The 25,054-nt window shown below is 68.5% G+C and carries 20 protein-coding genes; 7 read left to right on the forward strand and 13 right to left on the reverse strand.

Annotated elements, in window-relative coordinates:
* Positions 1-30 precede the first annotated feature (30 nt).
* Positions 31-2,388 (reverse strand): polyribonucleotide nucleotidyltransferase, encoded by a 2,358-nt coding sequence (locus tag FBF36_RS08330; RefSeq protein ID WP_009396519.1) that lies wholly within the window; start codon positions 2,386-2,388, stop codon positions 31-33.
* A 430-nt stretch (positions 2,389-2,818) separates the two neighbouring features.
* Here FBF36_RS08330 and fucO point away from each other — a divergent pair, with 430 nt between their 5' ends.
* Entirely contained in the window at positions 2,819-3,970 is a 1,152-nt protein-coding gene (gene fucO, locus FBF36_RS08335) for a lactaldehyde reductase (protein ID WP_138137366.1), read from the forward strand.
* Positions 3,971-4,058: 88 nt separating this feature from the next.
* On the opposite strand, the gene rpsO is transcribed toward fucO, so the two are convergent.
* Complete coding sequence (gene rpsO / locus FBF36_RS08340; protein ID WP_003786006.1) at positions 4,059-4,328, reverse strand: 30S ribosomal protein S15; 270 nt, start codon at positions 4,326-4,328, stop codon at positions 4,059-4,061.
* Positions 4,329-4,548: 220 nt separating this feature from the next.
* Entirely contained in the window at positions 4,549-5,574 is a 1,026-nt protein-coding gene (locus tag FBF36_RS08345) for a bifunctional riboflavin kinase/FAD synthetase (RefSeq protein ID WP_034492351.1), read from the reverse strand.
* A gap of 303 nt (positions 5,575-5,877) precedes the next feature.
* On the opposite strand from FBF36_RS08345, the gene FBF36_RS08350 reads away from it, so the two are divergent.
* Together FBF36_RS08350 and FBF36_RS08355 are read left to right on the forward strand one after the other, a co-directional pair.
* Entirely contained in the window at positions 5,878-8,208 is a 2,331-nt protein-coding gene (locus FBF36_RS08350) for an FtsX-like permease family protein (protein ID WP_009396523.1), read from the forward strand.
* Between the two features lie 11 nt (positions 8,209-8,219).
* Complete coding sequence (locus FBF36_RS08355) at positions 8,220-9,041, forward strand: ABC transporter ATP-binding protein (protein WP_075376230.1); 822 nt, start codon at positions 8,220-8,222, stop codon at positions 9,039-9,041.
* 10 nt (positions 9,042-9,051) lie between these two features.
* Here the strand turns inward: FBF36_RS08355 and FBF36_RS08360 are convergent, their stop codons facing one another.
* The 3 genes from FBF36_RS08360 to rbfA all read right to left on the reverse strand — a co-directional run bounded on the left by FBF36_RS08360 (position 9,052) and on the right by rbfA (position 11,021).
* On the reverse strand, positions 9,052-9,354 hold the full coding sequence (locus tag FBF36_RS08360; protein WP_075376229.1) for a hypothetical protein: 303 nt from the start codon (positions 9,352-9,354) through the stop codon (positions 9,052-9,054).
* 72 nt (positions 9,355-9,426) lie between these two features.
* The gene (gene truB / locus FBF36_RS08365; RefSeq protein WP_087944003.1) at positions 9,427-10,536 is read right to left on the reverse strand and encodes a tRNA pseudouridine(55) synthase TruB; all 1,110 of its coding nucleotides are present in this window, start codon (positions 10,534-10,536) and stop codon (positions 9,427-9,429) included.
* Complete coding sequence (rbfA, locus tag FBF36_RS08370) at positions 10,533-11,021, reverse strand: 30S ribosome-binding factor RbfA (protein ID WP_009396527.1); 489 nt, start codon at positions 11,019-11,021, stop codon at positions 10,533-10,535. Before rbfA ends, truB begins: the two co-directional genes overlap by 4 nt.
* A 191-nt stretch (positions 11,022-11,212) precedes the next feature.
* Between rbfA and rarD the strand changes: the two genes are divergently transcribed.
* On the forward strand, positions 11,213-12,253 hold the full coding sequence (rarD, locus tag FBF36_RS08375; protein ID WP_009396528.1) for an EamA family transporter RarD: 1,041 nt from the start codon (positions 11,213-11,215) through the stop codon (positions 12,251-12,253).
* Here rarD and FBF36_RS08380 read toward each other — a convergent pair.
* From FBF36_RS08380 to FBF36_RS08390, 3 genes are read right to left on the reverse strand one after another with little or no spacing between them, the layout of a single operon-like run.
* Positions 12,177-12,977, reverse strand: coding sequence for a slipin family protein (locus FBF36_RS08380; RefSeq protein WP_009396529.1), 801 nt, complete (start codon positions 12,975-12,977; stop codon positions 12,177-12,179). The genes rarD and FBF36_RS08380 overlap by 77 nt on opposite strands.
* Positions 12,978-13,027: 50 nt before the next feature.
* Positions 13,028-13,960 (reverse strand): hypothetical protein, encoded by a 933-nt coding sequence (locus FBF36_RS08385; RefSeq protein ID WP_009396530.1) that lies wholly within the window; start codon positions 13,958-13,960, stop codon positions 13,028-13,030.
* Positions 13,960-16,302 carry a nitric-oxide reductase large subunit gene (locus FBF36_RS08390; RefSeq protein WP_009396531.1) on the reverse strand — a complete coding sequence of 781 codons (2,343 nt, stop codon included), beginning with the start codon at positions 16,300-16,302 and terminating at the stop codon, positions 13,960-13,962. The genes FBF36_RS08385 and FBF36_RS08390 overlap by 1 nt, the downstream gene beginning before the upstream one ends.
* A gap of 365 nt (positions 16,303-16,667) precedes the next feature.
* On the opposite strand from FBF36_RS08390, the gene FBF36_RS08395 reads away from it, so the two are divergent.
* Positions 16,668-18,239, forward strand: a complete 1,572-nt coding sequence (locus FBF36_RS08395; protein ID WP_034492377.1) for a molybdopterin-dependent oxidoreductase — start codon at positions 16,668-16,670, stop codon at positions 18,237-18,239.
* A 132-nt stretch (positions 18,240-18,371) separates the two neighbouring features.
* On the opposite strand, the gene infB is transcribed toward FBF36_RS08395, so the two are convergent.
* The 4 genes from infB to rimP all read right to left on the reverse strand — a co-directional run bounded on the left by infB (position 18,372) and on the right by rimP (position 23,615).
* Complete coding sequence (infB, locus tag FBF36_RS08400) at positions 18,372-21,320, reverse strand: translation initiation factor IF-2 (RefSeq protein ID WP_138137368.1); 2,949 nt, start codon at positions 21,318-21,320, stop codon at positions 18,372-18,374.
* Between the two features lie 91 nt (positions 21,321-21,411).
* Entirely contained in the window at positions 21,412-21,744 is a 333-nt protein-coding gene (locus FBF36_RS08405; protein ID WP_034491404.1) for a YlxR family protein, read from the reverse strand.
* Between the two features lie 118 nt (positions 21,745-21,862).
* Positions 21,863-22,903, reverse strand: coding sequence for a transcription termination factor NusA (nusA, locus tag FBF36_RS08410; RefSeq protein ID WP_009394317.1), 1,041 nt, complete (start codon positions 22,901-22,903; stop codon positions 21,863-21,865).
* 193 nt (positions 22,904-23,096) lie between these two features.
* Positions 23,097-23,615: a ribosome maturation factor RimP gene (gene rimP / locus FBF36_RS08415; RefSeq protein ID WP_009394325.1), complete on the reverse strand. Its 519-nt coding sequence runs from the start codon at positions 23,613-23,615 to the stop codon at positions 23,097-23,099.
* Positions 23,616-23,729: 114 nt separating this feature from the next.
* Here rimP and FBF36_RS08420 point away from each other — a divergent pair, with 114 nt between their 5' ends.
* Together FBF36_RS08420 and FBF36_RS08425 are read left to right on the forward strand one after the other, a co-directional pair.
* Positions 23,730-24,779: a Tat pathway signal protein gene (locus FBF36_RS08420; protein ID WP_138137370.1), complete on the forward strand. Its 1,050-nt coding sequence runs from the start codon at positions 23,730-23,732 to the stop codon at positions 24,777-24,779.
* Position 24,780: 1 nt separating this feature from the next.
* Entirely contained in the window at positions 24,781-25,053 is a 273-nt protein-coding gene (locus FBF36_RS08425; RefSeq protein ID WP_009394330.1) for a hypothetical protein, read from the forward strand.
* The last annotated feature ends 1 nt before the right edge of the window (position 25,054 follow it).

Below are 25,054 nucleotides of genomic sequence, written 5' to 3' on the forward strand. Positions count from 1 at the left end.
CGTCAGCCGGCTAGCGCCGCTGAACGGGCCTCACTCCTCCTCGGAAGAGTCGGCGCTGCGCATGCGTCGACGGCGCGGACGGCGCTCGCGGCGCGGCTGCTCGCCGTCCTCGTCCTTGCCCTCACGGTGAGAGCCGTTCTCACGAGAGGCCTTGCGGGAGGCCTCGCCCTCGGCCTCGGCGGCGAGCTGCTCGTCGGTGAGGACCGCGTGCAGGCTCAGCTTGCCGCGCTGGTCGATCTCGGCCAGCTCGACCTGGACCTTGTCCCCCACGTTCAGGACGTCCTCGACGTTCTCCACGCGCTTGCCGCCGACGAGCCGGCGGATCTGGGAGATGTGGAGCAGGCCGTCCTTGCCGGGGGTCAGCGATACGAAGGCGCCGAAGGTCGTGGTCTTGACCACGGTGCCCACGAAGCGCTCGCCGATCTCGGGCATCTGCGGGTTGGCGATGGCGTTGACGGCGTCGCGGGCCGCGTCGGCCGAGGGACCGTCGGAGGCGCCGATGTAGACGGTACCGTCGTCCTCGACCGTCAGGTCCGCGCCGGTGTCCTCCTGGATCTGGTTGATCATCTTGCCCTTGGGGCCGATGACCTCACCGATCTTGTCCACCGGGATGCGCACGGCCAGGACGCGCGGGGCCGTGGGGGCCATCTCGTCGGGGGTGTCGATGGCCTGGGCCAGGACGTCGAGGATGAACAGGCGGGCGTCACGGGCCTGGCCGAGTGCACCGGCCAGCACCTCGGAGGGCAGGCCGTCGAGCTTGGTGTCCAGCTGGAGGGCCGTGATGAAGTCACGGGTTCCGGCGACCTTGAAGTCCATGTCCCCGAAGGCGTCCTCGGAGCCGAGGATGTCGGTGAGGGTGGCCCACTTGGTCTCGCCGTCGATGACCTCGTGCATGAGGCCCATGGCGATACCGGCCACGGGCGCGCGCAGCGGCACACCGGCGTTGAGCAGGGACAGGGTGGAGGCGCACACCGAACCCATGGAGGTCGAGCCGTTGGAGCCCAGGGCCTCGGAGACCTGACGGATCGCGTAGGGGAAGTCCTCGCGGGCGGGCAGGACGGGCACGATGGCCCGCTCGGCCAGGTTGCCGTGGCCGATCTCGCGGCGCTTGGGGGCGCCCACGCGGCCGGTCTCTCCGGTGGAGAAGGGCGGGAAGTTGTAGTTGTGCATGTAGCGCTTGTGGGTGACCGGGGAGAGGTCGTCCACCTGCTGCTCCATGCGCAGCATGTTGAGGGTGGTCACGCCCAGGATCTGGGTCTCGCCGCGCTCGAAGATGGCCGAGCCGTGCACGCGGGGCAGGACCTCGACCTCGGCGGCCAGGGTGCGGATGTCCTTCAGGCCGCGCCCGTCCATGCGCACGCCCTCGGTGAGGGTGCGGTGGCGCACGATCTTCTTGGTCACGGAGCGGAAGGCGGCCTTGAGGGCCTTGGTGTCCTCCTCGGTGGGGAAGGACTCGGCGAGCTCGGCCAGGACCTCGTCGCGCACGGCGTCGGTGGCCAGGTCGCGGGCCTGCTTGCCCTCGGTGGCGATGGCGGCGGCCAGACCGTGGGCCTCGGCGGCCTTCTCGACGGCGTCGTACTGCTCGTCGGAGTAGTCCAGGTAGAGGGGGAACTCGGCGGTGGGCTTCGAGGCGTGCTGGGCGACCTCGAGCTGGGCCTCGCACAGGGCCTTGATGTGCGGCTTGGCGGCCTCCAGGCCCTCGGCGACGACGGCCTCGGTGGGGGCCACGGCCCCGGCGTTGATGAGCTCCCAGGCGTGCTCGGTGGCGCCGGCCTCGACCATCATGATGGCGACGTCGCCGGACTCCAGGACGCGACCGGCCACCACCATCTGGAAGGTGGCGCGCTGCTGCTCGGAGTAGCGGGGGAAGGCCACCCAGTGCCCGTCGATGAGGGCCAGACGGGTACCGGCCACGGGCCCGGAGAAGGGCAGGCCGGCGATCTGGGTGGACATCGAGGCCGCATTGATGGCCAGGACGTCGTAGTCGTCGTCGGGGTGGATGGCCAGGACGGTCTCAACGACCTGGACCTCGTTGCGCAGGCCCTTGACGAAGGAGGGGCGCAGCGGGCGGTCGATGAGGCGGCAGGCCAGGATGGCGGCGGTGCCGGCGCGGCCCTCACGGCGGAAGAAGGAGCCGGGGATGCGGCCGGCGGCGTACTGGCGCTCCTCGACGTCCACGGTCAGGGGGAAGAAGTCGAACTGGTCCTTGGGATGCTTGCCCACGGTGGTGGCGGACAGGACGGCGGTCTCACCGTCGAGGTAGGCCATGGCGCTTCCGGCGGCCTGCTTGGCCAGGCGGCCCGTCTCGAAGCGCACCACGCGCTTGCCGAAGGAGCCGTTGTCGATCACTGCCTCGGCGGCGGTGACCTCGGGGTCGTCAATGAACATGAAGTCTCTTTCTCGCGATCGTCGTGCCGGGTCCGTGGCCTTCGATCGAGGCCCACGGAGCCGAGTGCTACCACACGCAGATCTCCATGATCCAAGGGCGCGAGCGCGGTTCCGGAGGCCACCACCGAAAACCGACGGGGCCGGCCGCTCTCCGGGTCTCTTCCCGGAGGCGGACTGCGACTCCTCCGCACTCCTGGTCGGCTCACACGCTGGGAGAGCATCGAAGAGCCGTGGCGAGTACCCGAGGGCGCAGCCGCGCAGATTCTATCGTGCGCGGCCTCATGATGCCGATCAGCGCCACCGGATGCCACGTGAGATGGGACGCGCGGAACCGATGACTTCCTGGACCGGGCTCACCTGATCGTGACAAGGTGGCGACCGACGGCAGGACGAAGCAGTCCTGTTCCTTCTCTTCTCAGGAGTGTCAACGATGACCCACCGCATGATCTTCAACCAGACCGGCTACTTCGGCAGGGGCGCGATCGCCCATATCGCCCCCGAGATCGCCCGCCGGGGCCTGACCAAGGCCTTCATCGTCACCGACCCGGTCCTGGCCGAAAACGGCACCGCCGCCCGCATCACAGATCTGCTCGATGAGGCCGGCATCGGCTGGGAGGTCTTCTCCGACGTTGCCCCCAACCCACCGATCAAGAAGGTTCAGGCCGGACTGGCAGCCTTCCGCTCCTCGGGCGCCGACGTACTCATCGGCCTGGGCGGGGGCTCGCCCCAGGACACGTGCAAGGCGATCTCGGTCATCGCCACCAACCCCGACTTCGAGGACGTGCTGAGCCTGGAGGGCCTGTCCCCCACCACCAGGCCGGGCGTGCCGATCATCGGCGTGCCCACCACTGCGGGCACGGCCAGCGAGACCACCATCAACTACGTCATCACCGACACCGCCAAGCAGCGTAAGTTCGTGTGCGTCGACCCCCACGACATCCCGGTCCTGGCCATCGTGGACCCCGACCTCATGGACGGCATGCCCCGTTCGCTCAAGGTTGCCACCGGTCTGGACGCCCTCACCCACGCCATCGAGGGGTACATCACACCGGGTGCGTGGGAGCTCTCCGACGCCCTGTGCCTGCGCTCCATCCAGATGATCGCGGCGAACCTGCGGGCCGCTGCCGACGGGGACGCCGACGCCGTCGAGCAGATGAGCCTGGCCGCCTACATCAACGGCATGGCCTACTCCAACGTCGGACTCGGTCTGGTCCACGGCATGGCCCACCCGCTGGGCGGGCGCTACAACGCCCCGCACGGGGTTGCCAACGGGATCCTCCTGGCACCGGTCATGGCCTTCAACGCCGAGCACACCGGGGAGAAGTACCGCGATATCGCTGAGGCCTTCGGGGTTGAGGAAGCCCGGACGATGCCACTGGAGGAGGCGCGCTCCGCGGCCGTGGAGGCCGTGGCCCAGCTGACGCGGGACCTGGGCAACCCCACCCGGATCTCCGAGGTCGGAGTGGAGGCCGACGGCATCGAGGCCCTGACCGAAGACGCCTTCGCCGACGTGTGCACGCCGGGCAACCCGCGTCCCGCGACCCGCGAGGACATCAAGGCGCTCTACACCTCACTGCTCTGAGCGTGGGCGAAGCATCCCGGAAACGCCGTGCGGCCCGGCTCCCCTCACAGTGGGGGCCGGGCCGCACGGCTCGAGGCTGTCAGCGCGCTCAGCGGCGGATGCCGAGGCGGGCGATGAGGGCACGGTAGCGCTCGATGTCCTCCTTCATGAGGTAGTCGAGCAGGCGGCGGCGCTTACCGATGAGCAGGTAGAGGCCACGACGTGAGTGGTGGTCGTGGGTGTGGCCCTTGAAGTGCTCGGTGAGGTTGGAGATGCGCTCGGTGAGGATGGCGACCTGGACCTCCGGGGAGCCCGTGTCGCCCTCGTGGGTGGCGTACTCGGCGATGATCTCTTGCTTGCGCTCTGCGGTAACCGACATGCGGACTCCTTCGGGTCTCGTTGCACGGAGCGCCGGGGCAGGTTCTCCCGGGCATGAGGTATCCGTGGCCGATCGACGGCCCGCCAACCTTACCAGCGCCGTGTCCCTCCGATCGCGCCAGAGGCTGTGTGAACCGGCACAATCGCAGGGCTGAAGCGGGATACCACGGTCGTGCCCTGACGATGGGCACTCCCCCGAGGACTCAGCTTCACCACCGAGGCTACTGCGCGGTGACGTCCTCGGGACGAATCGGCTCGGGGACCGGAACCCCCAGAATTCGGGCGGTGTCCTCGATATCGGAGCGCATCTGAGCCAGGAGCGGATCCAGCCCGTCGAAGGCGAGCATGGGACGCAGGCGCTCGACGAGCTCGACCCCCACCTCCTCGCCGTAGAGGTTGAGGTCGGCTCGCCCCAGGACGTGAGCCTCGACCGTACGCTGGGGGACGTCGTCGAAGGTGGGATTGGTTCCGATCGAGATGGCAGCGGGCAGCCGCTGGACGCTGCCTCCGTCACCGCCACCACGAATCAGCCAGCCGGCGTAGACGCCGTCCGGCGGCACGACGCCGGCGGTGGCGGCCTCCAGGTTGGCGGTGGGGAACCCGAGCTCGCGGCCGCGGCGCAGGCCTCGTACGACGACGCCGCGCAGCCGGTGGGGCCGGCCCAGGACCCGGCTGACCTGCCCCATGTTCCCGTCCTTGAGGCACTGCCGGATCCACGTCGAGGACCAGCGCCGCCCCTCGTCGGAGCGGATCGTGGAGACGATCTCCACCTCGAAGCCGTCAGCCCTCCCGATCTGCTCCAGGGTGGCGGCGTCTCCGGCGTTGCGCCAACCGAAGCGGACGTCGTCGCCGACGACGACCGCACGGGCCCCGAGCAGCCCCTCCAGCCAGGTGCGCACGAAGTCCTGCGGGTTCTGGGAGGCGAAGTCGAGCGTGTAGGTGATGACCAGGACCGCGTCGAGGCCGAGGTCCTCCAGGGAGGTCAGGCGGTCGGTCAGGGAGGCGATGAGGGGCAGGTCGGCCTCCGGCTGGTGGACGCTACGGGGGTGGGGATCGAAGGTGATCGCGACGGCCAGGGGCCGCCGGTCGCCGTGGGCGAGCTCGTGGGATAGCTCGACGACGCGCCCCAGGACCGCCTGATGCCCGCGGTGGACGCCGTCGAAGATGCCCATCGTGACCACGGAACCCGGTCCTCCCGGAGCGCTCAGGCTCGCTGGCACCTGCTCGGCGCCGTACCAGACCTCCACTGTCGCTGTCCCTGCTCTCATCGGCCCGCGGGGCGCAACGCGCCCCTGTCTGCATCCGCATCCGCACGCTCCTGCCCACCCGGCCGGGTCGGGAGAGGTGCCTGTGCGGGACAACCCTGCCACGGGGGCGCCGCAGGATGCGACCCGGTCGCCCTCGACACGCCTTGACGAGTTTCGACCGTCGGTCTATTCTCGATACCGACTGCCAGTCGATTAACGTCATGAACCGTTCCCTCACCTGGGAATCCCTCACCTGTGAAAGAGCCCGCAAGACCGAGGACAGACTCCAAGGAGGCTGCTGTCATGCTGATGCGACTTCTCAAGGCGGACCTTGCGCGCGGCGCCGTTGTGGCCGCGACCCTGACCGCTCTCATCGCCCTGGCTGCCACACTGATGTCGGCCGGGATGTCACTGATCGTGGACAGCCTGTCGGCATCGAATCGGCTCTCGCAGCGGGCAGAGCTGCCGGACCTGGTACAGATGCACGCCGGCCGGATCGACGACCGCGACCTGCAGGCGATCGAGACGTGGATGGAGGCCCGCAGCGACGTCACCGACCACGAGGTCATCAAGACCCTGCCGGTGGCGCGCCAGGAGCTGTCCATCAACGGCGTCAACCAGTCCGAGTCCTACAACGAGCCCGCCTTCGTCACCTCCCCCAAGCACCTCGACCTCCTGCTCGACGACGATGGCGAGCCCGTCAGCCCGGGGCCGGGAGAGGTGGTCCTGCCGATCCACTACCGGGCGATCAAGAGCGCCGATGTCGGCGACACGGTGACCGTCAGCAGCGCCGGCAGGACGACGACCCTGACCGTGGTGGGATTCGCACGCGACGCCCAGATGAATGCCGCCATGATCCCCTCCAAGCGCCTGGTGGTCTCACCCGAGGACTTCTCCGCCCTGGAGCAGCAGATCACCGAGCCCGAGTACCTCATTGAGATGACCCTGACCGACTCCGCCCGTCCCGGTGGCGTCATCGACGCCTACAAGGAGGCGGGTCTGCCCAGCAGTGGCATCAACATCAGCGCCTCGATGATGCAGCTCATGAACTCCCTGAACACCATGCTCATCGTGGCCGTGGCCCTGGTGGTGGCGATCGTTCTGGCGGTTGTCGCCATCCTCGCCCTGCGCTACACAGTGTTCGCGGCCATCGAGACGGACCTGGCTCAGATCGCCGTGCTCAAGGCCATCGGAGCTCCACTGAGGGGGATACGCCGCCTCTACGTGGCCAAGTACCTGGCCCTGTCAGCAGTGGGAGCAACCCTGGGCTATGCGGTGGGGCAGTCCCTGGCCACCGCCCTGGAGGCACCGACGAACCTCTACCTGGGCAGGCCCGCGACAACCCCGTGGAGCGTGGGGCTGCCGATCCTCACGGTGCTGGTCCTGGCACTCGGCGTCATCGGCTTCACCTGGTTGGCCCTGCGGCGCATCGGCCGTATCTCGGCGATCGAGGCACTGCGCAGCGGCACCAGCGCCAGCCTGCGCCCGCGCCGACAGCGTTGGAGACTGGCCGCTCTCCGCCGCCTCCCGGTTCAGGTGTGGCTCGGGGCGCGCGAGGCGCTGCGCCCCTCCAACGCCCTGCTGCTCGGCATCCTGGCGCTGTGCACCTTCACCATGGTGCTGCCGACGAACGTCTCCACCACCCTGAGCAATCCGCAAGTCGCCACCTACCTGGGGGCGGGCCGGGCCGATCTGCGCATCGATGTGCGCGCCGGGGTCCAGGACCTGGCCGCCGTGGAGAAGGCCGTCGACTCCGACCCTCGCGTCACCCGGCACGCCACCATGCTGCGCCGCAGCTACAAGATGTCCTCGGCCGCCGGCCGCTGGGAGCCGGTGATCATCGATATCGGGAACCATGAGGCCTTCCCCATGAAGTACATCTCCGGGCGCGGTCCCAGCACGGACGACGAGGTCTCCCTGTCCTACAGCCAGGCCGAGGCCACGGGCGCCAAGGAGGGATCCACGGTCACCGTGCAGACCGCCGACAGCAACAAGGACCTCACGGTCACGGGCGTCTACCAGGACATCACCAACGACGGGCATACCGCCAAGGCCACCTTCGACGACGGCGCTCCCGCGCTGTGGCAGATCGTCTACGCCGACGCCCACTCCACCAAGCAGGCCAGTAGCCTCGCCAAGCAGCTGAGCGGCGAGTATCCGGGAGTCCAGGCGATCAGCATGAATCAGTACGCCGCCCAGTTCTTCGGGGCCACCGGCTCCCAGGTCCGCGTCATCACCACGCTGGCCTGCGCCATCGCACTGGGGCTGTCCTTCCTCATCACGGTGCTGTTCACCGTCCTCATCGTCTCGCGGGAGCGGCCTCAGATCGGCGTCCTGATGGCACTGGGCTGCACCAGGCGGGCCGTTGCGGGGCAGTACCTCGTCCGTTTCGGTCTTCTGGCGCTGACAGGGATCGCGCTGGGGCTCCTGGGGGCCTCGGCCCTGGGCAGCCCTGCGATCGGGATGGTCATGGCCTCACGCGGAGCACCCGACCTCCAGCTCCTTCCCAATTGGTGGCTGGTGGGGCTCGTCCTGCCGGGGGCGCTGCTGGCCACCGTCATCGGCGCCGTCGCGCTGGCCCTCAAACGTCTGCGCACCATGCCCCTGACCATGACCCTGAACACCGGCGAGTAAGGAGAGACAGAATGCGCGCCTCCACACCATCGGGCTCCGCATTGCGCACCGGCTCAGCAGCCGTGGAACCAGCCGTCCCCACGGGAGACGGACAACTAGCCCTACGGGCCCAGCACCTGTCCAAGAGCTACCACTCCCCCGTCCTGCGAGACCTCGACCTGGATGTCGAGCAGGGGCAGTTCGTCGCCATCATGGGGCCCTCCGGGTCTGGGAAGTCCACCCTTCTGCACTGCCTGAGCGGTATGGACCGGCCCGATGCCGGCTCGGTGCTCCTGGGCGGCACTGAGATCACGAGCCTGAGTGAGAAGGAGCTGGCGGTGCTGCGGCTGACGCGCTTCGGATTCATCTTCCAGCGGGCGCACCTCATGACCACCCTGTGCCTGCTGGACAACATCGTCCTGCCCGGGTTCCTGGCGGGTCTGCGTCCGCGTCCCGAGGTCACGGCGCGTGGAGAGGAGCTGATGGAGCGCATGGGGATCGCCGAGCTGGCCACCAGCGGCGTCACCGAGGTCTCCGGCGGCCAGCTGCAGCGCGCCGGCATCTGCCGGGCCCTCATCAACGACCCCGGGATCGTCTTCGCCGACGAGCCCACCGGAGCGCTCAACTCCGCCACCGCGCTGCAGATCCTCGACCTGCTCGGGGAGATTCACGCCTCGGGAACGACTCTCGTCATGGTCACCCACGACGCCCAGGTGGCGGCCCGGGCCGACCGGGTCCTGGTGCTGGTGGACGGGCGGATCATGGAGGACCTGCTCCTGGGCGGATACGAGGAGGCTGAGGGGCCCTCACGCCTGGCGACGGTCACCGAGGCCCTCCAGCGGCGCAGCGTGTGACTGGGCCGGCTCAGTGGCCTCCGCAGCCGCAGCCGCCGCCGCTCGAGGCGGACGCGGAGACGTCGCGCAGGCCCAGCAGGTTGCCGGCCTTGTGCCCAGGGGTGATGCCCTGCGGCGCAGCCGCCCCCAGCGCTGTCGTCACCGCTGAGGCGATGGCGACGGCGTCGACGGCCTCCGGGGAGGTCTGTGCGGGCTCCGGCCGGTAGCCCTCTCCCACCGGCTGGGAGACTGTGGGAGCGGCGGCCCGCTCGTCCTGCTCATTGCGCTTGCCGTGCCCGCCGCATCCGCAGCGGCATCCGCCGGTCTGGCTCATCATGTCTCCTCACGGAAAGGTACTCATCGTGTGTGCTCCCGCCGGACGGGCCGGCGGCCCGTTGTACGCGTCTCAGGCCGGATCAAGGACCAGCACCGGGCGCGCACGTGGGCCCTGGTGCCTCAACAGTGCCACGAGTCGCCCGCTGGGAGCGAATCCGGCCACGACGCGTTGCTCGGCCGCGTTCCGTGAGACCGGCGATCGCCGGCCCTCGGGCGCCTCGGCCCGCTCCAGGACCGCGGCGTCGAGAGGCCGGCCGTAGCGCAGTGAGCGTGCCTCATCCTCAGCGAGGGCCAGCTGCTCGAAGCAGCGCCGGGCGACCTCCTCCAGCGGGACCGTGGCGACCCCGCGAGGCTCAGGGGCCGAGGCATCGGCCTCGACCTGCTCGGACAGGGCCGCCAGGGTGCGGGCCTCGTCGACGTCGAAGGGGCCGACTGCGGTGCGTCGCAGCGCGGTCAGATGAGCCCCGCAGCCCAGTGCCCGGCCCAGGTCGCGGGCCAGGGCGCGCACGTAGGTGCCTGAGGAGCAGGAGACGAGGATGTCGATGTCGACGGCCTCCACCGCGTCTGAGACGTCGCTCCGAGCTCCGTCGGTGATCGTCTTCCGGGGCTCTCCGGTCAGGCGCAGCTCGTGGATGGTGACGGGCCTGGCCGACAGCTCGACGTCCTGCCCGTCTCTGACCCGCTTGTAGGCGCGCACGCCGTCGACCTTAATGGCGGAGACCACACTGGGCACCTGCTGGATCCGTCCGGTCAGGCTCGTCAGCGCCTCCTCGAGGCGATCCTCGGGAAGGTCCTCGATCCGGCAGCCGCGGGCTGCGGTGATCTCCCCGTCGGCGTCCTCCGTCGTGGTCTCCACCCCGAGACGGACGGTGGCCTCGTAGGTCTTGCCTGCCCCTACCAGGTAGGTGAGGAAGCGGGTGGCGCGCCCGATGCCCAGGAGCAGCAGGCCGGTGGCCATGGGGTCGAGGGTGCCGGCGTGCCCCACCTTGCGGGTTGCGGCCAGGCGGCGGGTGGCGCCGACGACGTCGTGGCTGGTCAGCCCTTGGGGCTTGTCCACCACGAGGATCCCGTCGGCGGCCGTGACCACGCCGCGGGGGACGTCGGGCCGACGACGTGCACGGTCGTGGCCGCTACGGAGGCCTGTCCGCTCCACCGGCTCAGCCCGCTCGGAGGCCTTCACAGGTCCTCGGCATCCGCTGCGGATTCCGGACCGGTCTCCTCGACCTCGGGGTCGCCATCCTCGGTCTCCTCGTCATGACGGTAGGGGTCGGCGTCACCGGCGTAGGTGGCCCCCTCGGCGACCTTGGCGATCTGCGCATCGCGCACCCGGGCCTGGGCCAGGGCGTCCTCGAGGGTCTTGGCAGTGGTGGGGAGGGCGTCGAGCTGGAAGGACAGCGAGGGGGTCAGGCGGATTCCCAGTGCCTTGCCCACCTCGGAGCGGATGAGTCCCTTGGCTGAGCGCAGCGCCTTGGCCGTCTCCCCACGCTCCTCATCGCTGCCGTAGACGGTGTAGAAGACGGTGGCCTGCTGGAGGTCCCCGGTGACGCGGACGTCGGTGACGGTGACGAAACCCAGGCGCGGGTCCTTGATACGCCCTTGCAGGAGGCGGGCCACCGTCTCGTGAACACGGTCGGCGACCTTGCGGGCGCGGGCGGTATCAGCCATGGCGGGGCTCCTTCAGGTGCGGGGTCCGGGTCGTCGTGATCGTGGCGGATCGGTGCGCGCCGTCCACGGCCGGGAGCGGGGTCACGTGATCCCCTCCCCTGGCGGATCTGCGCGCCTCAGTATGCTACGTGGAGCGGTGGTGCGGATAGCGCCACCATCCCCGAGCGCGAACGGACTGAGAACAGATCACAATGGCCTCCTCCCCCGATGCCCCCTCCTGGAAGCACGACCCCGCCGCCGCGCCGAACACTCCGGCCGCCACCGCGGCCTCGGCGTCAGGGACGCTCGATGGCACCGGGATGGCTCTGGTCATCGGCTGCTACTCCCTGTGGGGCGTCTTCCCCCTCTACTTCCGGCTGCTCTCGGCGGCCGGAAGCGTAGAGATCATCGGTCACCGGATCGCCTGGACGCTCGTCTCCTGCCTGGCGCTCATCGCCCTGCGGCACCGCTGGGTGACGCTGGCCCGCGTGGTGCGCACGCCTCGTCTGCTGGGGATGCTGGCCGTCTGCGGGCTCCTGGTCTCGGTCAACTGGCTCGTCTACGTCTACGGCGTCAACACCGCTCGCACGGCCGACGCGGCCCTGGGCTACTTCATCAACCCGTTGGTGACGGTGGCGCTGGCCTCGCTGGTGCTGCATGAGCGGCTGCGCCCCGCGCACCAGGTCTCGATCGCGCTGGCGGGCGCTGGAGTGGCCCTCCTGGTGGTGCTGCAGGGCTCGCTGCCGTGGATCTCCCTGGCGCTGGCCTTCTCCTTCGCCCTGTACGGACTGGTCAAGAAGCGGATCGGGCCCGACGTGGATGCTCTGACCGGGCTGACGGTGGAGAGCGCCGTCGTGGCTCCCCTTGCGCTGGCATACATGGGCCACCTGGCCTGGCAGGGTCAGTCGGCCTGGCAGGCCCCCGACCAGGGTTGGCAGATCCTGGCGCTGCTCGTGGTGGCCGGCCCGGTGACGGCCGTGCCACTGCTGCTCTTCGCAGCCGGAACCCGGCGAGTACCGTTGTCTGTGGTCGGGATGGGTCAGTACATCGCCCCGACCATCCAGTTCCTGCTGGCTTGGGGCGCCTTCCATGAGCAGATCCCGCCGGCCCGGTGGGCGGCCATGGTGCTGGTGTGGGCGGCGGTGGCGGTCTTCATCGGTGACGCGGTGCGACAGCTCATTCGTCGCCCTCGTCGTCGTCAGCGTCCGACAGAGCGGCCTGGGGGCCGAAGCGCTCCAGGAGCGGGCCGATAATGTCCATCGGCAGGGGGAAGACGACCGTGGAGTTCTGGTCGGCGCCGAGCTCCAGAAGGGTCTGCAGGTAGCGCAGCTGGAGGGAGGCTGGTGACTTCGAGAGCGTGTCCGCCGCCTGACGCAGCTCCTCGGAGGCCTGGAGCTCACCGCGGGCGTTGATGATCTTGGCGCGGCGCTCACGTTCGGCCTCGGCTCCACGGGCCATGGCCCGCTGCATCTGCTCGGGGATCTCGACGTCCTTGATCTCGACGACGCTGACCTCCACGCCCCAGGGCTCGGTGAGCTTTTCGATGATGTCACGCAGGTCGGCGTTCAGGGCGCTGCGGTGGGCGAGCACGGTGTCCAGGTCGACCCGGCCGAGGACGGATCTCAGCGTTGTCTGCGCGATCTGGGAGGTGGCGATCGCGTAGTTCTCCACCGCCATGACGGCTTTGACGGGGTCGGTGACGTTGAACAGGACGACGGCGTTGACGCGCGCCGGCACGTTGTCCTCCGTGATGACCTCCTGGGGCGGGATGGTCAGGGTGACCACTCGGGTGTCGACCCGTACCAGGCGCTCGAGGAAGGGGACGACCAGGTGCAGGCCGGGCTCGTAGACGGGTCGCAGACGCCCCAGCCTGAAGACGATGCCCCGCTCGTACTGGGTGATGATCTTGAGCGAGAGCGCCAGGGCGATCAGGACGAGGACGGCCAGGGCCGCGATGGCGACGGTGGGAGTAGTCATGGAGGGTCCTTCAGGAAGGTGGGTCGAAACGGCTCAGGGCTGGATCCGGATCATCTGCTTGTGTTGTCGGTGGCCTCGTTCCACACCGAGGACCATGAGCGCCGGGCTCCGCCGCGGGCGCCGTCGCCGACACCGTCCGAGCTGAGCTCGGCACTGGCGGTCGGGATTCGCTTGCGGGTGCGCAGGGCGGTCACGCGACGCAGCTCGGGCTCTGCGGAGGCAGCAGTCCTGCCGTCCGCTCTCCCGGCGCCGTCGGAGTCGGCGAGGAAGGAGACGTGCACGGTTCGCCCTGACGCCGTCGCACGCGCCTGAGCGGCAGCGATCGCTTCGGCAGCCTCACGCACTGAGCGGTAACCCGAGGGGCGTGAGCCGATCGCCACCGGCACGGGCCTGGTGCTCGCCGAGCGACGTGCCTCCTCCGCCTCGCGGTACTCCTGGGAGCCGACGTGGGGCAGGTGGGCCGGCGCGTTGTCGGGGACGTTCCACAGGTGGCGGGCCAGCGGCAGGACTCCGGCGACAATGACGACGACCATCGTCGTGCCCAGGACGATGAGGTCGCCGGTGGCGTGAAAGGCCACCATGAGCAGCATCGGGATGAAGACGCCGACGCAGGCGATGACCAGGCCCACGCCGCGATGAAAGCGTCCGGCGTCGGAGTAGGGCCACGGGTCGACGGGCCGGGTGATCTCCCGCGGGCCGGGGGTGGGAGAGCAGCTGTCCTTGGACGGGCAGCGCCCGCAGATCGCGTGGGCCCCCTCGTAGCGGATGACGCGCTTGTCCGGGTCGAAGGCGGTGGGCCAGAGCCACTGATCCTCGTGGCACCTCCAGCCGTCGACGTCGTCGTGGTACATGAAGTCCGCGTGCCGCCAGGACATCGAGTGCCGGGCGCTGCGCGAGCCGAGGACGTCCACGGCCCACCCAGCGGCCAGCATGATGAGCGCGTAGGCGGAGATGAGCCATACGCTCAGATCGGGTGAGTCCATCAGTCGTTCAGCTCCGCGCGCTCACCGCGCCAGACCTTGCGCCCGCCCTTGATCTCCTCGTAGAGGGCGTCCTCGGCGAAGGTGTCCACTGTTCGTCCACGACGCCAGTTCCTCAGTCCCAGGAAGGCGATGTAGAGGTAGGGCAGGACTCCGCCGATGATGAAGATGAGGTCTCCGGGCATCCGTCCCCACTCGATGATCGTGTTGACCGAGTTGGTGACGTAGGTGAGCTGGCGAGCCTCGAAGTAGCCCGTTCCCACCGAGTAGCGCAGCTGGAGGATGCCCAGCGGCAGCAAGGTGGCGAAGCACATCCATGCCAGGCCGATGTTGAGGCTCCAGAAGGAGGTCTTGGCGAGCTTCTCGGGCCACTTGTCGGCCGGCACCAGGTAGCGCAGGGCGAACATCCCCAGCGCCAGCGCCATGAAGCCGTAGACACCCATCATGGAGGCGTGGGCGTGGTTGGCCGTCAACGCGGTCCCGATCTCGTAGTAGGACACGATGGGCAGGTTGACCAGGAAACCGAAGACACCGGCGCCCAGGAAGTTCCAGAAGCCGACAGCCATGAGGAACATGACGGCCCAGCGGTGCGGGAAGGGGCCGGCCTCCTTGCCGTGGCGGTTGGCGCCCAGCTGCATGAAGGCCCAGGCCTCAACCGTCAGGAAGGTCAGGGGGATCACCTCGGCCGCTGAGAAGAAGGCACCCAAAGCCATGTGCTCCACCGGCGTGCCGGAGAAGTAGAGGTGGTGCATGGTGCCGATGACGCCTCCGGCGGAGTACAGGATGATGTCCATGAAGATGATGCCCAGTGCGATCCTCTCCCGGACCACGCCCAGGAGGACGAACACGTAGGCGACCATGACGGTGGTGAACAGCTCGAGGAAGTCCTCGACCCACAGGTGCACCACCCAGAAGCGCCAGAACTCGGCGACAGTGACATGGGTACCGGTGCGCGCCATCATCCCCACGGCATAGAAGGCGGGGATCGCCAGGGCGGCGAACATGAACAGCCAGGGCATGTTCGCCACGTGCTCGTTCCTCAGGCGCGAGCGCATGGCGCGCCAGATGATGAATACCCAGACGAACAGGGCCAGGGTCAGCAGCACCTGGAAGACGAAGGGGAGGTCGAGATACTCCCACTGCTGGGCGAACAGCGGCCCCTTGGCCCAGCTCAGGCCGTGCTGGCTGGCCCCCTCCGCCAGGCAGGACAGGACGACGACGACCGTGGCCGCGATGAACAGGATCCACACCAGCACGTGCTGCTTCTTCGGCTCGCGCCTGGCGATGAACGGGGTCAGGAACAGGCCTGCAGCCAGCAGCCCGATGGCCGTCCAGAACAAGGAGAGCTGGACGTGCCAGGTGCGGGCCAGGGAGAAGGGCAGGAGCCGGCCCAGGTCGAAGCCGAAGAACGACAGCACATCGGCCCGGTAGTGCTCGGCCAGGGCTCCCAGGAGCGTCTGAACGAGGAACAGGGCGGCAATGGTGAAGACGTACCACGCAACCACCCTCTGCGACTTGGTCAGCCCGATCTCCTCAGGTTGTCGGAAGGACAGCGCCGGGGCCTCCTCGGAGTGCCAGCCGATCTTCTGGCTCCAGCGGCCGTAGATGGCGAACATGACCCCGGTTCCACCAATGAGGACGATCAGCGACAGGACCGACCAGATCATGAGGTCGCCGGTGGGCGCGTTACCTACCAGGGACTCGGCAGGCCAGTTATTCGTGTACGAGTAGTCGTGCCCCGGGCGCTGCGCGGACGAGCCCCAGGCGGTCCAGCCGAAGAAGGCCGTCACCTGCTTGACCTGGACGGGATCGGTGATGAGATCCGGCTTGAGACCGTGACTGTGGGCTTCGGGCCCGAACATCGTGGTGTAGTGGCTGACCGCCTCGTTGTAGGCCTTGACCTGCTCATCGGTCCACACCAGGGTTCCCGTGGAGGGGTCATAGCGGTTGGTCCGCATCATCTCCTTGGTGGCGTCCGCCGGGTTGGCAACCCCCTGGGCGGCGAGCTGCTCCTTGACGCTCGTGGCCTCCATACGGAGGTACTCGGCAGTGAAGTCAGGACCGAGGTAGCCGCCGTGCCCCAGGATGGAGCCGTACTCCATGAGCCCTCTGGCCTGGAAGAGCTTCTGCCCCTCGGTGATGTCCTGCGTCGTGAAGACGGTCTCGCCGCTCTCAGTGACCACCTTCTGTGGCTGAGGCATGGAGTTGGTATAGGTGCGATAGGCCAGCAGGCCCATGACGGTGAACCCGAAGAGCATGACCAGGGCGACGCCCTGGATCCACCCCTTGCCGATGAGGCGAGCGCGCCGGGAGACCGCCCCCTCAGTCGTGGCAGCGGATGACATGAGATTACCTCCGTGTATCTCAGGAGACGGCGGACGTCTTCCGCGTCGTCACAACCACCGTACAAGCCGTGCAGGGTCGAGAGGAGGAACGATCCGGGAGCTCTCCGTCGATATAACGACTGATCGGTCCCATTTCATTAGATTCTCTCCGTTGGTATTCAACACGTGGAATGACGCGACAGCCAGGGTGTCACATATTTTAAATACCAATATGTTTCCTATTTAAGGAAGGTTGACTTAAGTTCTGTTCCGTCACGTCGAACCCTTGATCGCGACATCTTGTCACCACACCCTACATAGAACTGAGAAACAGCAGTACAATGATTTATACGGAAAGTTTGTCACCCCGTTCGTAAGGCACGATGATGTCCCTCCTGCCCCTTGCCGCCCAGACCGCCAACGACGTCGCCCAGCAGTGCGTCGATACTGAGACCTTCCCACTGTGGCTGCGCGTCACCCACTTCATCAACTTCCTCCTCATGGGCGTTCTCATCCGCTCCGGTATCGAGATCATCGCCTCGCACCCACGCTTCTACTTCAAAGACCAGTGCGAACCCGGCTCCGAGTGGATCCGGTTCACCAAGGACAAGGTGCCCCTCGAGGAGGGCGCCTTCACCGCCCGGGACGACCAGCGAGACCTCTCCCCCTTAGTGTCCCTGCCCGGTCGGGCCAAGATCGGGCTGGGTCGTGCCTGGCACGGAATAGCCACCAGCTTCTGGCTGCTCAACGGCATCGTGTACGTCGCCTTCCTCGTGGGTACCGGGGCGTGGCAGCGCCTGGTTCCAACCACGTGGCAGATCCTGCCCGACGCCTGGGACTCCCTGCTGACCTACGCACACCTGCGCACCCCGTCCTTGTGCGACTTCACCCCCTACGACAGCCTTCAGCAGCTCGGGTACTTCTTCATCGTTTTCATCGCCGCCCCGCTGATGATCGTGACGGGGCCGGTCATGTCCCCCGCCCTCGTGGGGCGCTTCCCCTGGTACGCCAAGATGTTCGGTGGCCGCCAGGCTGCCCGCTCCCTGCACCTGATCGGCATGTTCGTCTACCTGGGCTTCGCCATCGTCCACGTGGGTCTGGTGTTCATCGTGCACGCCCCCCACAACCTCACCCACATCGTCTTCGGCTACTACGACCCCAACCGGGTGGGTCAGGCCTACGTCACCGTGATCGGAACGGTCGTCGTCGTTGTGGCGCTGTGGATCGCCATGTCGTACTGGACGCTGACGGACACTCGCCGCAGCCAGCGGATCCTGTGGGATGCCACGCGTGGGATCCGCCGCGTCACGGTCGACCGTTTCAAGTCGCAGCAAGCGGCCAGGAAACCGTGGACGGAGAAGGACATCTCCAAGTTCCACTGGGTCAACACCCGCACCCCCTCTCGAGAGGAGTCCCCGGAGTACCAGGAGCTGGCGGCTAATGACTTCGCCGACTTCCGCCTCGAGGTGGGCGGTATGGTCTCAGCACCGGCATCCTTCTCCCTCGCAGAGCTCAAGGCGATCTCCAGCCAGTCCCAGATCACTATGCACACCTGTATGCAGGGCTGGACGGGAATCGCCAAGTGGACGGGGATCCGTGTGCGGGACCTGCTCGGGCAGGTCGGTCAGATCGATCCCGAGGCCGAATGGGTGATGTTCGAGTCCTTCGGGATGGCCCAGCACATGCACGACGGGCGCCCGGTCGAGCCGTACTACACGTGCCTGCCCCTGGACATGGCCCTTGAGGACGACACGATCCTGGCCTGGGACCGCAATGACGAGCCGCTGTCGGGCATGTTCGGCGCTCCGCTGCGCCTGCGCTGCGAGACGAGCCACGGGTACAAGATGATCAAGTGGGTCCGGTCAGTGACGTTGATCCGTCACTACAGCGAGGTCGGTGACGGTATGGGCGGGACCCGTGAGGACTCCGGGTACCAGGATGTCAACGCGCGCATCTGACGGCCTCACGGCACTCGGTCAGGCTCACACGAGGCGGCCGACGTGCGTCCGTCGCTGATGATGGTGGCCGGCCACCCCACACTGGGGTGGCCGGCCACCATCTATGAACGCGGTCTATGAACGCCGTCACGCTCAGTCGCGAGGCTTCTCACGCATCTCCCAGGTCTCGATGACGTCGCCCTCGGCGATGTCCTTGTACCCCAGGTTGATACCGCACTCGTAGCCCTCGCGGACCTCCGTGACGTCGTCCTTCTCGCGGCGCAGCGTCTCAATGGACAGATCGCCGTTGATGACGACGCCGTCGCGCACCAGGCGGGCCTTGGTGCCCCGCTTGATGATGCCCGAGCGGACAATGGAACCGGCGATGGAGCCGAACTTCGAGGAGCGGAAGATCTGCCGGATCTCGGCCGTACCGAGCTCGACCTCCTCGTAGACGGGCTTGAGCATGCCCTTCATGGAGGCCTCGACGTCCTCGATCGCGTTGTAGATGACCGAGTAGAACTTCATGTCGACGCCCTCGCGGTCGGCGATCTCCGAAACGCGCTCGGCGGGCCGGACATTGAAGCCGATGATGACGGCGGAGTCCACCGTGGCCAGGTTGACGTCGTTCTGCGTGATGGCACCCACGCCCCGGTGGATGACGCGCAGAGCGACCTCCTCACCAACGTCGATCTTGAGCAGGGAGTCCTCCAGGGCCTCGACCGCACCCGAGCTGTCGCCCTTGAGGATGAGGTTGAGGGTGTCGACCTTACCCTCCTTGAGGACGTCGGTGAGGTTCTCCAGGGAGACCCGCTTGCGACGCTTGGCCAGCATGGCGGCGCGCTCGGCGGCCTCACGCTTGTCGGCGATCTGTCGGGCCGTGCGGTCGTCGGGGGCGACGATGAAGGAGTCACCGGCGCTGGGCACGTTGGTCAGCCCCAGGACCAGGGCCGGACGGGCGGGCCCGGCCTCAGTGAGGTTCTCCCCGTGCTCGTTGAACATGGCGCGCACACGCCCGTAGGCGCTTCCGGCCACGATCGGGTCCCCGACCCGCAACGTGCCACGCTCGACCAGGATGGTGCTCACGGCGCCGCGTCCCTTATCGAGCTTGGCCTCGATGGTGACGCCGCGGGCCTCGGTCTCCGGGTTGGCCCGCAGATCCAGGGCGGCGTCCGCGGTGAGCAGGACGGCCTCGAGGAGCTCGTCGATGTGGAGACGCTGCTTGGCGGAGATGTCCACGAACATCGTCTCGCCGCCGTACTCCTCGGGGACCAGGCCGTACTCGGTGAGCTGGCCACGGATCTTGTCCGGGTTGGCGCCCTCCTTGTCGATCTTGTTGACCGCCACGACGATCGGCACGTTGGCCGCCTGGGCGTGGTTGAGGGCCTCGACGGTCTGGGGCATGACGCCGTCATCGGCGGCCACGACAAGGATGGCGATGTCGGTCACCTCGGCACCACGGGCACGCATGGCCGTGAAGGCCTCGTGACCGGGGGTGTCGATGAAGGTGATCGGACGCTCCTCGTCGTTCAGGTTGACGCGCACCTGGTAGGCGCCGATGGACTGGGTGATGCCCCCGGCCTCCCCGGCGACGACGTCGGTGGAGCGGATGGCGTCCAGCAGCTTGGTCTTACCGTGGTCGACGTGGCCCATGACCGTGACCACCGGGGGCCGGGGCATGAGGTTGGCGTCGTCCTCGTCGGGCTCGAGGTCGATGTCGAAGGACTCCAGGAGCTCGCGGTCCTCGTCCTCGGGCGAGACGATCTGGACGTTGTAGCCCAGCTCGGCGCCCAGGAGGGCGAAGGTGTCCTCGTCGAGGGACTGGGTGGCCGTGGCCATCTCACCGAGATGGAACAGGACGGTCACCAGGGCCGCGGGGTTGGCGTTGATCTTCTCGGCCAGATCCGTGAGAGTGGCCCCCTGGCGCACGCGCACCGGGGTGGAGCCGTCACCTCGTGGGACGATGACACCGCCGATCGACGGCGCGCTCTGCTGCTCGAACTCCTGACGCTTGGCCCGCTTGGACTTGCGTCCTCGCGGAGCGCCGCCGCCACGACCGAAGGCGCCCTGGGTGGAACCGCGACCACCACGACCACCGCGGGGTCCGCCGAAGCCGCCACCGGGACGGCCGCCGCCTCCGGGACGGCCGCCACCACCGGGACGCGAGCCGCGGCCTCCGCCGCCGGCACCGCCACGCGCCGGAGCGCCGGGGCGGCCGATGGAGGACTGGCCGGGCATCATGCCCGGGTTGGGACGCGGACCACCCGGACGCGGGGCACCGGAACGACCGGCTCCCTGAGACCGTGCACCGCCCTGAGGACGGGGGCCACCGGGGCGCGGGCCGCCCTGAGGACGGGGACCGCCCGAGCCGCCCGGGCGAGGCATGCCCTGGGAGGCGGCGAAGGGGTTGTTGCCAGGACGCGGCGCACCCGAGCGCGACTGGCCCGAGCGCTGGCCGCCTCGGCCTCCCTGGCCACCCTGACGGGGCATGCCCTGGGAGGCGGCGAAGGGGTTGTTGCCAGGACGCGGTGCCCCGGGACGCGGCCCCGGCGTCGGGGCGCTACGACGCGAGCCGGGCGTCGGCGCGCCGGGGGCTGCACCTGCTGGCTTGGAAGCGCCGGCTCCGGGCTTGGGGGCCTTGGGCGCGTCGCCGGCGGCGCCTTTCTGGGGCGCCAGTTTGTCGGCAGCCGCCGGAGCCTGGGTTCCGCCACTCGGCTTGGCGGCCTGAGCACCTGGCTTGGGAGCGCCGGTACCCGGTTTGGGGGCGGCCGGCTTGGCAGCGGGGCTCGGAGCCCGGTCCTGAGCACCGGCGGGTCCCGGCTTGGCAGCCTGAGCTCCTGGCTTGGGAGCACCCTTGGAGGGCTTGGGGGCCTGAGAGGCAGTCTTGGCCGGCTTGTCGACCGCAGTGTCCGCCGGCGCTTCCTGCACCTGGGCGGCGAAGTGCTCACGAACCCGGCGAGCGACGGGGGGCTCAACGGCGGAGGAGGCCGCCTTGACGAACTCTCCCTGGTCCTTGAGCCAGGCCAGGATCACCTTCGAGGTGACCTTCTTGCCAGTGGGGTCGAGCTCTTTAGCGAGCTCATGAACGCGTGGTTTAGCCACATTACTCCTGTCCGGTTTCCCACCCCGGACAGGGGTGGGTGCTTCTAGAGGCAGCTCATCGCTGGGTACTCATCGGGTGCCCATCGGCTTCCTACCCGCCTTCGCTATCGGTGGTCCGCTCACCCGGTCGGGCAGCGGGAGCCTCGCCGTCGTTGACCACTCCCCGCTCCAGGAACCCGCGCACCCGGGCCACATCGAGTGGTCCGCCGGTGCGCAGGGCGCGTGGAGCGGCGCGTCGTCGCTCAGCGAGGTCGAGGCACACCGGATCCGGGTGGATCCAGGCGCCGCGCCCGGGTCTGACGGCCCGGGCATCGACGTCGAGCTCACCGCTCGGCGTCAGTACGAGACGCAGCAGCTGCGTCCGCGGGGCCCTTTGTCGACAGCCGATACAGGTGCGCTCGGGCACGTGGGGGATGGTGACCACCGTCCGTCGGTGTCCTTCCGCTGCTCTGCAACCGCTGACGCGGGCACCGCGGCCGGGAGATCCCGGCGCAGGACCCGCAAAGGTCCGCCGGAAAGTCTACATCGCCCCGCAGGGCGGTTCAGTCGCCCAGCTCTGAGGGACCTGTCACGTCGTCGGACTGGGAGCCCTGACCGGGGGTGATCTCACCGGACTCGGCATCGGCGTGGATGTCGATCTTCCACCCGGTCAGGCGGGCGGCCAAACGGGCGTTCTGCCCCTCCTTGCCGATGGCCAGGGAGAGCTGGAAGTCGGGGACGATGGCGCGAGCGGTGCGCTCCTCGGCGTCGATGACGCCCACGGCGGCCACCCGGGCCGGCGACAGGGCGTTGGCGATGAAGCGCGCAGGATCCTCCGAGTGGTCCACGATGTCGATCTTCTCTCCACCGAGCTCGGTCATGACCGCACGCACCCGCTGCCCCATGGGGCCGATGCAGGCCCCCTTGGCGTTGACGCCACGGACCTTGGAGCGCACGGCCATCTTGGTGCGGTGACCGGCCTCTCGGGCGACGGAGACGATCTCGACGTCGCCCGAGGAGATCTCAGGAACCTCGCGCTCGAAGAGCTTGCGGACCAGACCGGGATGGGTGCGCGACAGGATGATCTGCGCCCCGCGGGTGCCGCGTGAGACGTCGGTGACGTAGGCGCGCACGCGGTCGCCGTGGCGGTAGCGCTCAGCAGGGACCTGCTCGTGGGGAGGCATGATGCCCTCGTGCTCCTCGTCCAGGCGCACGTAGACGATGCGGGGGTCGCGTCCCTGCTCCACGGTGCCGGAGATCAGCTCGCCGGTCTTGTCCTTGAAGGCACCCAGGACCTCGAAGTCACGGCGGTCCTGGATGCGCTGGACGATGACGCTGCGGGCCGTGGCCTGGGCGATGCGACCGAAGTCGTCGGGAGTGTCGTCGAAGTACTCCCCCGTGGGCTGGTCGTCATCATCGACCTCCGGGGCCAGAACGCTCATGTGCCCAGTTCGGCGGTCGATCTCGACGTGGGCACCCCGGATGGCACCGGGAACCTTGGAGTAGGCCCCCAGGATGGCGTCCTCGATAGCGGGCAGCAGGTTGTCCAGGTCAATGCCGAGCTCGTCGGCAGCGCCTCGCAGCTCCGGCATATTGATGTCCATGGGTCCTTGGGTCCTCTCTAGTCCGCTGAGCGGGTGTGCACTGGGTTCCCGTCGACGGTAGCCCGTGACGGGCCGGATGGTCCATCACATCGTTCCGGGCCGGTCCGTCAACCTATCAGTTATCAGGACATACATTATTCCCGGTCACTATCCGCGGGGAGCATCTTATAGACCTTCGGCCTGTTGCCCGGCCCTAGAGCCCGGCCACCACCATCCGTGCCTCTGTGATGTCCCCAAGGGCGATACGGTCCTCAACGCCATCGACCTTGATCCTGACCATGCCGCCGTTGTGCTCACTGGCATCGCCGTCCCCATCAGCCGCGGTGACGACGCCGGTGAGCTCGTCATCGGCCGTGCGCACCCGGACACTATGACCAACGGCACGCCTGAAGTGACGCAGGGTGGTCAGCTCCCGCTCGGCTCCGGGGGTGGAGACCTCGAGGGTGTACTGCCCCTTGACGGGGTCGGCCTCATCGAGGGCCTGGGAGACGGCCGCCGTCACGGGCCCCAAGGAGTCGAGATCGAGGTCTCCGGGACCGTCAACCAGGTCCACGAGGACGCGCACGACTGAGTACTTGCCCGCACGGGTGGTCTCCACGCCCTCGAGATGAAGCCCGGCATCGTTGACGACGGGGACGAGCAGGTCAGTGAGACTGCGGGCCAGAGCGTCAGCGCGCTTGCGCGGATCCTGACGCGGATCATGGGCTGCCATGGTCGTTCTTCCTCCCGTGCTGGCCCGAGCCGAGGCTCGGGCGGACGTGGTCGACATGATCGAGGTGGTCGAGGTCGGGGTCATGCTACCTGCCGTCTGTGGGAGGATTCCCCGGTGAACACTCGCCGCACTCCCCTCCCCACCCAGCTGAACGGCATTCCGTCACCCTACGGTGACCGAGTCGGTGCCAGTCCCCGTACCAGTGGCGACATTGGCGCGGCGGGCCACGGCCTGACGCGCCGCACCGCAGTGCTTGCGGTGGGAACGGCTCTGACTGCGGCACTAGGCGGTTGCGGACTGCGCCTGGGGAAGGGGTCGCCGGCGTCCCTGCCGTCGGCCTCGGCGGCCGAGACCACTCGTGACGGCCTGGCCAGGCAGGCCGCGCTCATCTCCTCCACCGCCGGTGTGGTCGCACAGTCCGGCGGCGTGGACTCCACCACCGCTCCCCTGGCCGAGGGAGTGAAGCAGACGGCTGACGCTCAGCTCGAGACCCTGGGCGGAGTATGGCAGCCATGGCCCACGCAGGTGCCATCCTCCTACCCCACAGTTGCTCCGGTGCCGTCGGCCTCGGCGGGCGCCTCCGTGCAAGACCTGGCCACGGCCCTGGCCGATGGATCGACACTGGCCCGCAGGGCGGCGATCACCGCGACCTCGGAGCAGGACGCACGGCTCTTCACCTCGCTGACAGTGGCCTGGAGTCTCCAGCACGACCTCTTCGCGCCACCGAGCTCGGCGGACACGCCACGGGTGGAGGTCGCGCAGGGCAGCAAGATCAGTTCCGGTCTGCTGACCTCCTACGACGCGGCCCGGTACGCCATGGAGGAGCTCGCGGCGCGCAGCGACGACCCTCAGCGCACCCAGGCGATTGCCGACTCCAAGGTCGCCACCTCCGTCGTCAATGCCGCGGTGGCCGCGGGCACTGAGGACAAGCGGCTGAGCGCCTACGTCGCCCCGACCGAGTCCACCGATCCCAACGTCAGCACCCAGGTGCTCTGGGCCCGGCAGGTGTGGTCCAACATCGTCTCCGGAGAGGTGCAGGAGGCCGGTTCCGCCAAGGCCTCCAGTCCGGCCCGCGAAGCGGCCGTCACTGGGGCGGTCGACGCCGCCCGGCGCGCCACCGCCTGGGGCACGGACTTCTCCTCCCTGCCCGGCTACGCCGCCTGACGTGCGTCTCCTCGTAACGGTCCTGGTCCTCATGGCCGCCCTGGCGGCCGTGGACCAGCTCTTCTTGTGGATGGAACGCCGTGGCTGGATCTACTGGCGGCGCTCCAAGCGCGACCCACGTGGCGCCCTCCTGGGTCCCATCGACAACGTCTTCAACCCGGCCCACGAGCACGTGGTTGAGCAGCAGGAGACCGAGGAGCGCCTGGCCGACTTCCAAGCCGACTTCCAAGCCGACATCCGGGCCAGCATCCAGGCGAACACGGTCCCGAGGTGAG

Source organism: Actinomyces sp. oral taxon 171 str. F0337 (genome assembly GCF_005696555.1).
GTDB classification, from domain to species: Bacteria; Actinomycetota; Actinomycetes; order Actinomycetales; family Actinomycetaceae; genus Actinomyces; species Actinomyces oris_E.